The organism is Mesorhizobium sp. M0514 (assembly GCF_040321145.1).
Taxonomy (GTDB): Bacteria; Pseudomonadota; Alphaproteobacteria; order Rhizobiales; family Rhizobiaceae; genus Mesorhizobium.
This window is the reverse complement of the sequence record NZ_JAMYQZ010000012.1, coordinates 39631-54140: the sequence shown is the minus strand read 5'-3', so window position 1 is coordinate 54140 and position 14510 is coordinate 39631. Positions and strand designations below refer to the sequence as shown.

Genomic DNA, 14510 nt, shown 5'->3' with positions numbered 1-14510 from the left:
TTTCCCGGCCTTTTTGTAGCGAACCCGATCTCAGCCGATCTTCTGGCCGGTCTTGGCCCAGTCGGCAGCGAACTGATCCAGGCCCTTGTCGGTCAACGGGTGCTTGACCAGCGCCTTCAGCGTCGCGGCCGGCGCGGTAACGACATCGGCGCCGATCAGGGCTGCCTGCTTGACGTGGTTCACGGTGCGAACCGAAGCGACGAGGATCTCGGTGTCGAAATCGTAATTGTCGTAGATCTGCCGGATCTCCTGGATCAGCTCCATGCCGTCCGCGCCGGTATCGTCGACGCGGCCGACGAAGGGCGAGATGAACGAGGCGCCGGCCTTGGCCGCCAGCAGCGCCTGGTTGGCCGAGAAGCACAGCGTTACATTGACCATGCGGTTCATCTCGGTGCGGATCGTCTTGCAGGCGCGCAGGCCGTCGAGCGTCAGCGGCACCTTGATGCAGACATTGTCGGCGATCTTGGCCAGGATGTTGGCCTCGGCCATCATGTCCTTGTATTCGACCGCAACGACCTCGGCCGAAACCGGGCCCTTGACGATGTCGCAGATCTGCTTGGTGACCTCGGCGATCTTGCCGCCGGATTTCAGGATCAGCGAGGGATTGGTGGTCACGCCGTCGAGCAGCCCCAGGTCGTTCAGTTCCTTGATGTCCTTGATGTCAGCGGTGTCGACAAAAAATTTCATGGGGGTCTCCTGAAAGATTTCCATGTGCATGCCATGCACATTCGGGGTTGCCCTTTGATCTAGACCAAAGTCGGGGCAAGGTCACGCCCGATGATCGAAGATTCGCCCTTTGTCGCAGCCGCGCCGGTGCTGGTGCCGATGCCGGCCGAACGGCCCTACACCTACGCTTTGCCTGCCGGCGTGCGCGTGGTGCCGGGCTCGATCGTGCGCGTGCCGCTCGGCCCGCGCCAGGTTGCCGGCATCGTCTGGGATGGTGCGGTCGAGAATATCGACGCCAAAAAGCTGCGCCCGATCGAACAGGTCTTCGACTGCCCGCCGATCGACCGCGGCATGCGCCGCTTTGTCGACTGGCTGGCGCAGTACACGCTGTCGCCGCCCGGCATGGTGGCGCGCATGCTGTTGCGCGCGCCGGAGGCGTTCGATCCCGAACCATGGATCGAGGGCCTGCAGCGGACCCTCGTCATGCCCGACCGGATGACGGATGCCAGGACGCGCGTGCTGGAGACGGCGGAAGGGGGGCTTGCCTGGACGCGATCCGGCCTGGCGCACGCGGCGGGCGTGTCGTCGACGGTGGTCGAGGGGCTCAAGGCGCAAGGCGTGTTCGAGACAGTGATGATCCCGCCTCGACCGGTGGTCGCCGCGCCCGATCCCTCCTACGCCATGCCGGAGCTGATGCCGGACCAGGCAGACGCGGCCGCCATGCTGCGCGCCAATGTCACGGCCGCTGCTTTCAACGTCACGCTGCTCGACGGCGTCACCGGCTCGGGCAAGACGGAAGTTTATTTCGAAGCGGTGGCGGCAGCCCTGGACCAGGGCAGGCAGGTGCTGATCCTTTTGCCGGAGATCGCGCTGACGCATGCCTTCCTCGAACGCTTCCAGCAGCGCTTCGGCGCCAAGCCGGCGGAATGGCATTCCGACCTGCCGCCCCGAATGCGCGAAAAGGTCTGGCGGCAGGTGGCGGAAGGCGGCGTGCGCGTCGTTGCCGGGGCGCGTTCGGCGCTGTTCCTGCCGTTCCGCGAGCTCGGGCTGATCGTCGTCGACGAGGAGCACGACCCCGCCTACAAGCAGGAGGATCGCGTCTTCTACAATGCGCGCGACATGGCGGTGGTGCGCGGCCATATCAGCGGCTTCCCGGTGGTGCTGGCGTCGGCGACGCCATCGGTCGAAAGCCGGGTCAATGCGCAGCAGGGCCGCTACAGCAGGGCGGTGCTGTCGGCGCGCTTTGCCGAAGCCGCGCTTCCCGATCTCAAGACGATCGACCTGCGGCGCGCGCCGCCGGCCCGGGGCGGCTTTCTGTCGCCGCTGCTGATCGACCAGATGCAACGTACGCTGGAGAAGAAGGAGCAGTCGCTGCTGTTCCTCAACCGGCGCGGCTATGCGCCGCTGACGCTGTGCCGTGTCTGCGGCCACCGCTTCGGCTGCCCGGTCTGTTCGGCCTGGCTGGTTGAGCACCGCTTTCGCGGCCAACTCGTCTGCCATCATTGCGGGCACAATGAGAAGCGGCCGGAGGCTTGTCCGGAATGCGGCACGCTCGACCATCTGGTCGCCTGCGGGCCTGGCGTCGAGCGGATAGCTGAAGAAGTCGTGGCGCATTTCCCCGACGCGCGCACGATCGTCCTGTCGTCCGATTTGATGGGTGGAGTGCGCCGGCTGCGTCTGGAGCTCGAGGCCATTGCCAATGGCGAGGCCGACATCGTCATCGGCACGCAGCTGGTCGCCAAGGGCCATAACTTTCCCAACATGACGCTGGTCGGTGTCGTCGATGCCGATCTCGGCCTCGCCAATGGCGATCCGCGCGCCGCCGAACGGACCTTCCAATTGCTCAGCCAGGTGACTGGACGCGCCGGCCGCACCGGCAAGAAGAGCCTCGGCCTGCTGCAGACTTTCCAGCCGGACCATCCGGTGATGCGGGCGATCGTCTCGGGCGATCCCGAGGCCTTTTACGAACGCGAGATCACTGAGCGCGAACGGGCAGCCCTGCCGCCCTTCGGCAGGCTTGCCGGCGTCATCGTCAGTGCGGTGACGCGGGCCGAGGCCGAAGGCCACGCGCGCGGCCTGCGCCGTGCAGCACCCCAGGCCAGCGACCTGTTCGTGCTCGGCCCGGCCGAGGCGCCGCTGTCGCTGCTTGGTGGGCGCCATCGTTTCCGCTTGCTGATCCAGGGTGAAAAGCGCGCCGACATCCAAGGCTTCATCCGCACCATGCTGGCCGAAGGGCCGAAGCAGCGCGGCTCGGTTCGCGTGCAGGTCGACATCGATCCGCAGAGCTTCTTGTAAGCACAAAGGCTGACGACGCCGCCGGCTGCCCTATGCCGTTTTGTCAAGAAAGCTCAACATCTTAGCGCCCGCTAAAATACGTTCTGCTCATATGCACAGCCCCCGTCCGTTGCGGAACAATCCTGATCAAAGAACTCATGAAATAAATGTTGACTCCTTTTGTCATGAATTATAACTGGGCCTTTCCGCTCTGGCACTGGGGACCAGGGCATGGATGGGGGCAGCATGCGCAGATTTTACAGTTCACTTCTTTGGTCATCGGCTTTGGGTTGGTCGATCCTGGCAGGCGCGGCATTTGCCCAGGAAGCCGCCCCGACAGGCAAGCAGGAAGCCACGGTGCTCGACCAGATCCTGGTCACCGGCCGCAATGAAAGGTCCATTTCCAGCGTTGCCCAGTCGGTCCAGGTCGTGGAACGGCAACAGGTCGAGGAAGCCGCGCAGGAAAATATCGACGCCGCGACCCTGATCAGCCGCATCGTCCCCGGCTACGCGCCACGCAACCAGACCATTTCCGGCGCTTCGGAAACCTTCCGCGGGCGCAGTCTTCTCATCATGGTCGACGGTGTGCCGCGCAACACACCGCTGCGGGACGTCTCACGCATCCTGTCGATGATCGACCTGAATTCGGTCGAGCGCATCGAAGTCATCAATGGCGCGTCCAGCCTTTATGGCGCCGGCGCCACCGGCGGCACGATCAACTTCATCACCAAGCGCGGCGACAGCGACAAGCCGAAGGTGACGGTGCGCACCGGCGTCACCGCCTTCACCGAAAACCCCGGCAAGTCGGCCGGGCCAAGCACCAGTGTCTCGGTCGAGGGCAAGAAAGGCGATTTCGACTATTTCTTCTCGGCGTCCGGTGATCTGTCGCGCCGCACCTATGACGGCCACGGCAACGAGATGGCTTCCGACGCCATGCTTGGGCAAGGCGGCGGCGACCGCACCGGCACGGGCAATCTCTTCGGCGTGGCCGGCTACCAGTTCGATTCCAGGCGCTTCGAGGCCAGCGTCGACTGGACCTATGCTAACCAGAAGCCGGACTGGTTCACCGATTACACGACCAATCCCGTCTCCCCGGATTTCGGCGATCCCTATGAAGGCAAGCCGCTGAAGGAAGATTCGAAATATCTGACCGCCAAATACACCGACAGCGACTTCGCGCTCGGAAACCTCGAGGTCAAGGCGTTCTACAACGACATCTTCAAGCAGTCGCCCTTTACCAAATTCTCGGCCGTCAACAGCCAGGTGTATTTACCGACGAACCCGACGCGGCCGGTGATCCTGCCGCCGGGTACGGACCCGACCGCCGACTTCAACCAGACGGCGCTGCAATCGCGGCGCAGCGGCGTCAACCTGACCGTCAACACGCCGATGGACTTTATCACTCAGGGCAGCACACTGACCTGGGGCGCCGACTACGTTTTCGATGCCACCGATCAGCAGCTGACCAACGGCCAGGACGCCATCTCGCCCACGACCCAGAACTCGGTTGCCTTGTTTGCGCAGGGCGAAATTTCGGTAACGGATCGCTTTCGCATCAGCGGCGGCGCGCGCTACGACCAGTTTTATCTCAACGTTGAAGACTTCACCCGGCCTGCCGCTGCCGTTCTGCTAGGCCGGAACATTATCGGCCTGCCGGCGATCCAGGTGACCGGCGGCTCGTTCGACTACGACGCCGTCACCTTCAACGCCGGCGCCGTCTACGATCTGACCGAAAGGATGCAGCTTTTCGGCAATTTCTCGCAAGGCTACAGCCTGACCGACATTGGCGGCTTCACCCGCCGGGCCGGGTTGAACTCCAACGCCGAAACCTGCGACGCCTATGGCACCGCCATCCGGCCGCTGCTGCCATGCACCAACGCGCCGGATTACGCGATCAGCTATGCCGATATCGCGCCTGAACCCCAGCTGGTGAACACCTGGGAAGCCGGTCTGCGCGGCGATTGGGGCGACTATCGCGGCGGCGTCAGCACCTATCTGTCGACCTCGGACAACGGCGTCAGCTACGACATCGTCAACAACCGGGTATCGCAGCAGAAGGAACGTATCTGGGGCGTCGAAGCCAATCTCGAGGCAGACCTCAGCGGCATGTTCACGCTGGGCGGATCGGTCGGCTATGTCGAAGGCAAATACGACGCGGATCGCGACGGCCACATCGAAGCGAACGAGTATCTGCCGAACAACCGTGTCCCCTCGACCTACAAGGGCCTGGTCTATCTCACCACCCGTTTCGAGAACGAGCTGACCCTGCGCAGCGAGTTGGAGCTGTTTTCCGGACGCGACCGCATCGCCACCCAGGAACTGGACGGTGCAGCACTGGTCAATCTCGCCGTCTCGAAGACGTTCGGCAATGAAAGCGTGCTGAACCTTGCCGTGCGCAATGTGTTCGACACCTACTACATCAACCCTTCCGCATCGGCGACCCGCGGCGCCGACGTTCCGGGTCTGGGACGTTCGGTTGCGTTGTCCTACCAGATCACATTCTGAGGGGCGGCGGTGGCGGTGTCTCTCCAACGAAACGGTGCATTAGTCTCGCTGCTGGCAGAAGCGCCAGCCGATCCGGCGGATGGCGCGCGCTATATCGAGGCGCTCGGCCGCCTTTCGCAGGAACGGGAGCCGTTCGTGCTCCTGGTCGATATCCGCATCGAGATCGCGCTGAGCGACGCCCAGCGCAAGGCGCAAAACCTCTGGTACAAGGCGGAACGCGAGCAGCTCGAAAAAGCCTGCCGCGCCTGTGCGCTGGTGCGCCCCGCCGCCGACGAGAACATGCAGCGCGTCTGGCAAAGCCTGTTCGGCTTTCCAGTGCTCGTCACCCGCAGCCGGGCGGAGGCCGGCGCCTTCCTGAACGGTTACGCACCGAAGGACTATGACGAATGAGCGCCGACGCAGACAGGCTGGCGCCTGCTGGGCTTTCGCGCTTGCGGCTTTTCGTCGTCCTGGCCTGTCTCTATCTGGCGCAGGCCGTCCCGAGCTATCTGTTTGCCGCGGCGATCCCGCCGATCCTGCGTGAGCAAGGCGTGTCGCGCACCGCCATCGGCATGATGGCGCTGCTGATGCTGCCGCTGGTGCTGAAATTCCTGTGGGCGCCGCTGGTCGATCGCTTTCGGCCAGTGGTCCGCGCCCATCGCGCCGGCTGGGTCATCATCACCCAGATCGGCGTCATCGCCGGCATCGCGGCCATGCTTTGGATCGAGCCGACGGATGTCGCCGGTATCTTTGCCGTCGGCCTTGTCGTGAGCCTGTTGATGTCGACCCAGGACATCGCCACCGACGGCTACGCGGCCAAATATCTCGACCCGAAGGACAGGCCGATCGGCAATGCGATCCAGGGCGGCGCCGTCGCGCTCGGCGTCGTTCTCGGCGGCACGCTCGGCCTGTTGGCTTATCATCATGCCGGCTGGCAAACCATGGTGGCCATGGTGGCCGCGTTGTCCATCATCCCGCTGGTCGCCGCCTTCGCCATGCGCGAGACCGATCCCGTCGCCAGCGCGCCGCAGGCGGCCATCGACCGCCCCTCGATCCTGCGCTTTCTGCGCCGGCCGGAGGCACGCCAGATCCTGTGGATCGCGCTCATCTACCGCGCCAGCGAGGGGCTGGTGAAGTCGATGGAAGGCTCCTATCTCGTCGATGCCGGCGTGCCGCTCGATATCATCGGTTATCTCTCGGGCGGTGCCGCGCTCACCGTCGGGCTCGGCGGCTCGGCGCTGGCGGCGTGGCTGCTGCACAACAGGGGCGCCCCCTCGGTGCTCGGCCTGCTCGGCGCGCTGCGAACCATCTGCTTCCTGATCTTCGCGCTGCACGCTTTCGGCGCTATCGCCGGCTTCTGGCCGATCTTCGGCGCCTCGTTCCTGCAGACGCTGGTGCGCTACATGGAGATCGTGGCGCTCTACAGCCTGTTCATGTCCGTCACGTCGTCGGACCAACCCGGCACCGATTTCACCATCCTGTCCTGCGCCCAGCTCATCGTCTACCTCGTCGGCTCCATGCTTGCCGGCCGCCTTGCCGACATGCTCGGCTACTCCGCGTTGTTCACCCTGGCGACAGTGCTGTCGGGCATCGCCGTGGTGGCGACCTATCGCATGCTGAATGCCCATTTCGCCGATGCCGCAAAGACCCAGCCAGGAACGCCGATGCCGCTGCCGGAGGTCGCCGAATGAGCGCGGGTTCGCTAGTGCTTATGAACCATGGCTGCAAGACCGGCGGCGGCCAGAGCCAGCGCCGCGCAGCCGGCCAGCGGCGCAAAGGGCCAGAGCGTGAAGGCGAAGCCGCCGGCCAATGCGCCGATGCTCTGGCCGAGCACATGGGTGCTGGTGAGCCAGCCGGCCGCCGCGCCCTGCTCGCCGGGCTCCAGGCGCTTCATCAGCCAGGCGGTGTAGCCGGGTGTAGCCAGGGCAATGCCGGCCGCTGCCACCACCAGAGACGCTGCCGAGGCAACATGGCTGGCCGTGACGGCCAGCGCCGTCATGCCGACGCAAACCATGAGACAGCCGACGATGACGCTGTTGCGCTCCGCCAGCCGCAGGCGCGCCATGAGCAGTCCCTGGACCAGAACCATGACGACGGCGACCAGCATCAGGGCCAGGCCGGTCAACGTCGTGGCCTGCGTCGCACCAAGGCCAAAACGCTGCTGGGTCATCGGGCCGAGCATCATCTGCACCTGTCCGAAGCCGAGCGTCAGGCACAAGCCCATCGCCAGGCAAGGCAGAGCGCGGCGATCGAAGGGCGATATTCCACGGCCGACGTCGGCCGCCCTGCCGTCGGTCCGTCCGCCGGCTTCCCCTTTGCCCCGCGCGAGCCACAGCAACAGCGGGCTGAACAGGAACAGGATGGGCGGCAGCAGCGGCGACAGGACGGCAGCCGTTGCCGCCAGCGCGCCGGCCAGCCGCCCCATGCTGACGCCGGCGCCAAGCAGTCCCAGCGCGGCCTGTCGCCTGTCATCGGCAGCCGAGCGGCTGGCCCAGACCTGCGCCGTCGGCATGACGCCGGACGCGGCAAAACCGTACACGGTTCGCGAAAGCATCAGCAAAGCGATGCCCAGCGCGGCTCCCGTGCCGGCCATCAGCAGAATGGCGAACACCGCCTGGCCGGCCAGCATGGCGAGGCCGAGCAAGCGCAGCAGCCTGGCATGGCCAAGCCGCTCGCCCATGCGACCCCACAGCGGCGAGCCGACCAGAAAGGCCGCCGCGCCGACAGCAGTTGCCGCGCCGATGGCAAACGTGTCGAGCCTCAGCCGCTCCATCACCAGGGGAACGAGCGATACGAAGGCCGACTGGCCGAAGCCGATTGCCGAGACCGCGGTTGCCAGGCGGCGCAGAAGCGAAGATCGATTATTCATACGGGTCGTCACAAGACCAAGCTTATTTCTTGTTTAGAATAGATAATCAACAGAAATGTTTAAAGACGACAACGTATAAATGCAATGCATGCAGTTACTGGGATTTATGGGGGATGCACATGGAACAAGTAAAACCAGAATCTTCCTCTGCATTAAGCCCGTTACTCAATGCGTTGCTGCGGGAATGGGATAGCTGGGAATTCGTCGACGCCAGCCAAACCGGGCTGTTTCGGCCGCAGGCAGCCGTGCTGCGTCTGAATTTCCCTGCCTCGCGCGCGGCGGTGCTCGTCGAGGCGCGGCATCGCTCGAAGGTTGGTTACCACGATTTAGCGATGCCGCTCTGGCGCCTCGATATTAGTAACGAGGGGGCTGATGGCGAAGCGACCGAGATCGACCTTTTCAGCCTTTTGGCGCTGATCCTGGCGGATCCCGACATTGCCGGCCGGGCGACAGCGAAAAGCCGACTGACCTTCCTGCGCCGCAGCCTGGCCAGCATCGCCGCAATCGCTGACGCGACTGCGGCGCGTGGATCGTCGCGGCCCTTCTCCGAAGGCGATCCTGATTTCATCGATGCCGAAAGCGCCCTGCGCTTCGGCCATGCCGTGCATCCGGCGCCGATGAGTCGCGAAGAGTTCACGCACACGGATTCCGCGCGCTTCGGGCATGAATACTGCAATGCGTTCAAACTGCGCTGGTGGGCCGTCGACCCGACCATCCTCACTGGAGGCAGCGTCGAGCCGCTAGATGTCACCGAGATGGTCCGCGGGCTTGCCGCCAGCGATCCGCAGCTGCTTGCTCGGGCTGGCAAGCAACAGGGCAAGGTTCTCGTTCCGATGCATCCGTGGCAGGCCGTACGGCTCATGCTGGAAGACCGCGTCGAGCGCCTGTTTCGCGCCGGTCGTATCGTCGATGTTGGGCTCGGCGGACCAGCGTGGCGGGCCACGACCTCGCTGCGCACGGTTCATTCGTCTGAAGCCGAGTGGATGCTGAAATTCTCGCTCAGCCTGCGCCTGACCAATTCCAGGCGCATCGTCGAGGAGCATGAGTGCCGGCGCGGCCTTTCGGTGCACCGGCTGGTCAAGGGCAAGCTCGGCTATGCCTTGCAGCGGCGCTGCCCGACCATGACGGTGCTGGGTGAGCCCGCCTGGTTCGGCCTGCGTGACGAAGACGGCCGGCTGATGACGGATACCATCGTCTCGTTTCGCGAAAATCCGTTTCGCGGCACGGGCAATCCGCCGGCTGCCGTTCTCGGCGCGCTTTGCGAGCGCCATCCTGGCCGTACCGAAAGCCATCTGTCCGACCTGGTCCACCGTATCGCCCGCGACGAGAAGCGACCTGTCGAGGAAACGGCGCGTTTGTGGTTCGAGCGTTTCCTTCATGCCGCCATCGAGCCGTTTATCGTTGCCTTCTCGGAATTCGGCCTGCTGTTCGGCGCCCATCAGCAGAACCTCGTCGTCGGTCTTTCCGGAGGCTGGCCGAATGCGCTCTATTTTCGCGACTGCCAGGGCACCGGTTATGTCGAGGAATTCCTGCCCAGGCTGCGCGAATTCGTGCCCGAGGCCGGTCAGGCGGGCGATCATGTCTTCCCAGCGGAAGCGGCCGCGAAGCTGTTCGGCTACTATCTGGTCGTCAATGGCGCTTTCGCCGCCGTCGCAGCCCTTGCCGCCGCTGGCCTCACCAACGAAGACGATCTGCTGGCGATATTCCGCCGCTCGCTCGAGCGGCTGGCCGCCACGCCGATGGCTGACCGGTCCTGCGTCGACTATTTGCTCAACGCGCCGACGCTCGCCGCCAAGGGCAATTTCCTGATCGCGCTGCGCGACATCAATGAGAACACCGAAGTGCCCGACCCGCTGGCCGGTTACGTCGAGCTTCCGAACCCCCTGCATGTGAGAGAATACGCATGAACATCGAGGCTGCGAAAAACCGGTCACCCGCCACCGTCGCCGGCAACGAAGGATGGCAGCATCTGGCCTCGGCCGCGGAGCCGCTCGCCATTTGTGCCGGCGATGGCCATGTCAGCCTGGTCAACGCTGAGGGAACAGCGGTGGGACAGGCCCGCATCTCCGACGCGGATGGCCGCCTGCTCATCGACGATGTCGCGTTTATTGGCGGCCGCCTCGACCAACCGCAAATCCTGGCAGGTCTCGTCGACGCCGCGCTGCGCCTGCATCCTTCCTTCGACTGCGCCTTCCTGCCGGCGGCCAAGACGCTGTGGCCAGTTTCGGCGCTGGCCACCGAGACGGTTCCGGGTGGACCGGAACGCGCCGTCATCCATCGCTCGGTCCTGCGCCAGCTGCCGCTGCTGTGGCGCAGCCAGGCCTCGCATGTCACCTATCCGGCATTGATGACCGCTATCGGCCCGCAAGACCGGCTGCCGCCATTGCGCCAACCGCGCCCCTGCGGCCCGATGTACGAACGCTGGATTGCCGAGCTCGGTCTCACCGTGTCGTTGCGTCCGATCGATCGCCGGACCGATCTCGACCTCTTCCATCGCTGGATGAACGATGGCCGTGTCGCCTTCTTCTGGGAACTTGCCCAGAGCCATGAAGAGCTCGACAAATATCTCGCCGAGCAGGAGAGCGATCCGCATATTTTCGGCGTCATCGCCAGCTTCGACGGCGAGCCGACCGGCTATTTCGAGTTCTACTGGGCCAAGGAGGACCGGCTCGGGCCTTATTACGAGCCGCTCGACTGGGATCGCGGCTGGCATGGGCTGATCGGCAATACGCGCCATCTCGGCCGGCCGAAGACGCTGGCTCTGTTCCGTTCCGTCACCCACTATCTGTTCCTCGACGAGCCGCGCACGCAGCGCATCGTCGGCGAGCCACGCGCCGCGCACCAGAAGATGCTGAGCTATTGCGCCGACGCCGCCTACGACAAGGTCAAGGAGTTCGACTTCCCGCACAAGCGCGCGGCGCTGGTCTGCTGCGAACGCGAGCGCTTCTTCCGCGAGGTGCCGCTGTGACGGTGCAGCAACCGATTGCCAAAGCGGAGGAGGCGACACGCTGGGCTGCGATCAACCGCGACGCCGTCGCCAAGGCCATTTCCGAACTGACCTTCGAGGAGTGCCTGTCGCCGCGCGAGCTTTCGCCTGGCCGATGGGAGCTGACGCCCGGCCCCGGCGTGACCTATCGCTTTGCCGCGACGCGGCGCCTGTGGGGCCAGATCGCCGTCCGTCCGGAGACGCTGACCCGCGACGCCGGCATCGAGCTGCCGGTCGACGATGCGGTCGCCTTCTTCGCCGACGCGCGCGAGACGCTCGGCATGTCGCCGGCAACATTCTGCACCTATGCGAAGGAGCTTTACAACACGCTGATGGCCGACATGCGGATCGCCAAGGCGCGCGGCAATCGACCGGCCGCCGATCTAGCCGCGCTGCCGGATACCGAGTTGCAGGCATTGCTCGACGGCCATCCGAAGGCCCCTGCCAACAAGGGACGGCTCGGCTGGGGACGGGACGACTTCGAGCGCTACGCGCCAGAATCGGCTGCCGCATTCCAGCTCTTCTGGCTTGCCGCCGCCAGCGATCGCTGCCTGCTGGCGCTTGACCGCGGGCTCGACGAAGAGGCGCTGCTGCAGGCCGCACTCGGCGACTACGAGCGCGCAAGGCTCGAAGCGGCTTTCAGCGCCGCCGGGATCTCGCGATCGACGCACAGGCTGCTGCCGGTCCACCCCTGGCAGTGGCAGGCGATGATCGCCTCGCAATATGGTGGCGAGATCGCTGCCGGCCGGCTGGTGCCGCTCGGTCCGTTCGGCGACGCGTTCCTGCCCCTGCAGTCGCTGCGCACTCTTGCCAATGTGGCACGGCCCGAGGCGCTGCACGTCAAGCTGCCGCTGACCGTCCTCAACACCTCAGCGTGGCGCGGCGTGCCGGGCAAATACATGGCGATCGGCGCCGATCTGTCGCGCTGGCTGGCCACGGTGGCGGCCGCGGACCCGGTGCTCAAGGACGTCAAGGTCTTGCAGGAAGTCGCCGGCGCCTTCTATCCGCATCCGCACTACGCCGGCGTTGAAGGCGCGCCCTATCAATTTTGCGAGATGCTGGGCGCCATATGGCGCGAAAGCCCCGAAAAGGATCTGACAGCGGGCCAGCGGCCGATGATGATGGGCGCCCTGCCGCAGCGCGACGCGCATGGCAGGCCGATCGCCAGCGCCCTGATGGAGCAATCCGGCCTTGGTCCGGAGGCATGGCTCGATCGCCTGTTCTCCACGGCCTTCGTGCCGCTCTACCACTTCATGTGCCGTTACGGCGTCGGCTTCATCGCCCATGGCCAGAACGTCACCATCATCCTCGACGGAGCGACGCCTCTCGGCGTGGCGGTCAAGGATTTTCAGGGCGACCTCGACCTCGTCGACCAGCCGTTTCCCGAACTGGCCGGCCTCGACCCCAAAATCCTGTCGACGCTGAAGCGCCGGCCGCCGGCACATCTTCTCCAGCATTTGCAGACGGGACACATCGTCAGCGTTCTGCGCTTCCTTTCCGAGGCGCTGGCCGCCTATGACCGCTTCGACGAGAGGACTTTCTACGCCATCCTGGCCGCCGCCATCCGGCGCTACCAGGCGCAGAACCCGGAGCTGTCGGAACGGTTCGCGCTCTTCGATCTGTTTGCTCCGAAGATCCCACGCATCGCCATCAACAAGGTGCGCTTCGCCATCGGCTACGGCGACAGCGGCGAACGCCCTCTGCCCGACCTTGGCACACCGCTCGACAATCCGCTTAACCCCGAGTCAGCCCGGCGATCTCCCATCAGCCCAGCCAGCTCCATAAGGAGTTCGCCATGACCCATACGCTTGACCTCGCAGGCATCGGCATCGGGCCGTTCAATCTCAGCCTCGCCGCCCATCTCGATGCGGTGGACGGCGTCGAAGCGCGCTTCTTCGATCGGGCGACGCGGCTCGAATGGCACCCGGGTATGATGCTGCCGGGCGTCGAACTGCAGACATCCTTCCTCAAGGATCTCGTCACCGCGACGCATCCGACCAGCCCATGGTCGTTCATGTCCTATCTGGTCGCGCAGAAGCGGTTCTATGAATTCCTCAACGCGGATTTCTCAGCCATCCCGCGGCCGGAATTCGCCCGCTATCTCGGATGGGTCGGCGAGAACTTGTCTTCGCTGCGCTTCGCCAGCGCCGTCGACCGGATCGACTTCGACGGAACGAATTTCAGGCTGCGTATCGGCCGCGAGCAGGTGAACGCGCGCAATCTCGCCATTGCCGTCGGGCTGGTGCCCAACATCCCCGCCTGGGCGCGGGGGGCGGCCTCCGATCAATGCTTCCACAACGCCCAGGCCGCCAACCGCCTCGATCGCCTGAGCGGACAGCGTGTCGCCGTGATCGGCGGTGGCCAGAGCGGCGCCGAAGTGCTTCTGCATCTGATCTCCTCCGACCGCTTCGCCGGCCGCGAAATCGAGTGGATCTCGATGCGGCCGAATTTCCTGCCACTGGACGACTCGCCTTTCACCGACGAACTCTTCACGCCGGGCTATGTCGAAAGCTTCCATCGGCTGCCGCAAGGGCGGCGTGAGACGATCCTGGAACAGCAACTGCTTGCCGGTGACGGCGCATCGACGAGCACACTGAAGGCGATCTATCGCCAGCTTTACACGCTGCGGCACCTCTCGGAGGAAACGACGGCGGTCAACATGACGCCGCACCGCGAAGTGCTGAACGTGACGCGGGAAGGCAGCGAATACCGGCTGATCATGCGCAACGGCTTCGACGGCGCCATCGAGACGCGCACCGTCGATGCGGTGGTTCTGGCCACCGGCTATGCCTTTGCCATTCCTGATTGCATGGCGCCGCTCATGAACAGGATCGCGCCGGACGAGCGCGGTCATTACAGGCTCAACGCCAGCTTCGAGGTCGAATGGGACGGGCCCGACGACCGCCGGATCTACGCGCTCAATGCCGGCCGGCTCAGCCATGGCATAGCCGAGCCGCAGCTCAGCCTGATGGCTTGGCGCAGCGCCAAGATCGTCAATTCGATGCTCGGGCGGGCACAGTTCGATCTCGATCTGCCCGGTCCGCCGGTTGCCTGGAGTTCAAGGCACACGACACAAAGCCTGCATCATCTCGGCGCCAATGCGAGGATGACCGAATCGGGCGCGCGGTGATGTTTGTGGAGGCGGGCCGAAGAGCGTGGTACGGCGCGCGTTAAGATTGACATCGACCCGTAAAGCTTTTCTGTGAGAGAGATCGTTCGGTCCTGCTGGAG

The 14510-nt window shown here is 64.9% G+C and carries 10 protein-coding genes; 8 read left to right on the top strand and 2 right to left on the bottom strand.

The window, feature by feature from the left end; all coding sequences use genetic code 11:
• Window positions 1–30: 30 nt before the first annotated feature.
• Window positions 31–687 (bottom strand): fructose-6-phosphate aldolase, encoded by a 657-nt coding sequence (fsa, locus tag NKI61_RS07865; RefSeq protein WP_023688874.1) that lies wholly within the window; start codon window positions 685–687, stop codon window positions 31–33.
• Window positions 688–777: 90 nt separating this feature from the next.
• Here fsa and NKI61_RS07860 point away from each other — a divergent pair, with 90 nt between their 5' ends.
• The 4 genes from NKI61_RS07860 (at window position 778) to NKI61_RS07845 (ending at window position 7115) form a co-directional block, all read left to right on the top strand.
• Window positions 778–2961 carry a primosomal protein N' gene (locus NKI61_RS07860; protein WP_023732964.1) on the top strand — a complete coding sequence of 728 codons (2184 nt, stop codon included), beginning with the start codon at window positions 778–780 and terminating at the stop codon, window positions 2959–2961.
• Between the two features lie 225 nt (window positions 2962–3186).
• The gene (locus NKI61_RS07855; RefSeq protein ID WP_023732965.1) at window positions 3187–5445 is read left to right on the top strand and encodes a TonB-dependent receptor; all 2259 of its coding nucleotides are present in this window, start codon (window positions 3187–3189) and stop codon (window positions 5443–5445) included.
• 15 nt (window positions 5446–5460) lie between these two features.
• A complete protein-coding gene (locus NKI61_RS07850) occupies window positions 5461–5835 on the top strand; it encodes a hypothetical protein (protein ID WP_156937164.1) in 375 nt (124 codons plus the stop codon).
• Window positions 5832–7115, top strand: a complete 1284-nt coding sequence (locus NKI61_RS07845; protein ID WP_352839119.1) for a RhtX/FptX family siderophore transporter — start codon at window positions 5832–5834, stop codon at window positions 7113–7115. Before NKI61_RS07850 ends, NKI61_RS07845 begins: the two co-directional genes overlap by 4 nt.
• Before the next feature lie 11 nt (window positions 7116–7126).
• On the opposite strand, the gene NKI61_RS07840 is transcribed toward NKI61_RS07845, so the two are convergent.
• Window positions 7127–8293: an MFS transporter gene (locus tag NKI61_RS07840; RefSeq protein WP_352839118.1), complete on the bottom strand. Its 1167-nt coding sequence runs from the start codon at window positions 8291–8293 to the stop codon at window positions 7127–7129.
• A gap of 119 nt (window positions 8294–8412) precedes the next feature.
• Here NKI61_RS07840 and NKI61_RS07835 point away from each other — a divergent pair, with 119 nt between their 5' ends.
• The 4 genes from NKI61_RS07835 to NKI61_RS07820 are packed head-to-tail and all read left to right on the top strand — an operon-like array spanning window position 8413 to window position 14409.
• Window positions 8413–10200, top strand: coding sequence for an IucA/IucC family protein (locus tag NKI61_RS07835; protein ID WP_352839117.1), 1788 nt, complete (start codon window positions 8413–8415; stop codon window positions 10198–10200).
• Entirely contained in the window at window positions 10197–11261 is a 1065-nt protein-coding gene (locus tag NKI61_RS07830) for a GNAT family N-acetyltransferase (protein WP_352839116.1), read from the top strand. The genes NKI61_RS07835 and NKI61_RS07830 overlap by 4 nt, the downstream gene beginning before the upstream one ends.
• Window positions 11258–13078 carry an IucA/IucC family protein gene (locus NKI61_RS07825; protein ID WP_352839115.1) on the top strand — a complete coding sequence of 607 codons (1821 nt, stop codon included), beginning with the start codon at window positions 11258–11260 and terminating at the stop codon, window positions 13076–13078. Before NKI61_RS07830 ends, NKI61_RS07825 begins: the two co-directional genes overlap by 4 nt.
• Window positions 13075–14409 carry a lysine N(6)-hydroxylase/L-ornithine N(5)-oxygenase family protein gene (locus NKI61_RS07820; RefSeq protein ID WP_023747313.1) on the top strand — a complete coding sequence of 445 codons (1335 nt, stop codon included), beginning with the start codon at window positions 13075–13077 and terminating at the stop codon, window positions 14407–14409. Before NKI61_RS07825 ends, NKI61_RS07820 begins: the two co-directional genes overlap by 4 nt.
• Window positions 14410–14510 lie beyond the last annotated feature (101 nt).

Coding starts and splice junctions, on each gene's coding strand:
- fsa (WP_023688874.1), bottom strand. CDS start 687: ATGAAATTTTTTGTCGACACCGCTGACATCAAGGACATCAAGGAACTG.
- NKI61_RS07860 (WP_023732964.1), top strand. CDS start 778: ATGATCGAAGATTCGCCCTTTGTCGCAGCCGCGCCGGTGCTGGTGCCG.
- NKI61_RS07855 (WP_023732965.1), top strand. CDS start 3,187: ATGCGCAGATTTTACAGTTCACTTCTTTGGTCATCGGCTTTGGGTTGG.
- NKI61_RS07845 (WP_352839119.1), top strand. CDS start 5,832: ATGAGCGCCGACGCAGACAGGCTGGCGCCTGCTGGGCTTTCGCGCTTG.
- NKI61_RS07840 (WP_352839118.1), bottom strand. CDS start 8,293: ATGAATAATCGATCTTCGCTTCTGCGCCGCCTGGCAACCGCGGTCTCG.
- NKI61_RS07835 (WP_352839117.1), top strand. CDS start 8,413: ATGGAACAAGTAAAACCAGAATCTTCCTCTGCATTAAGCCCGTTACTC.
- NKI61_RS07830 (WP_352839116.1), top strand. CDS start 10,197: ATGAACATCGAGGCTGCGAAAAACCGGTCACCCGCCACCGTCGCCGGC.
- NKI61_RS07820 (WP_023747313.1), top strand. CDS start 13,075: ATGACCCATACGCTTGACCTCGCAGGCATCGGCATCGGGCCGTTCAAT.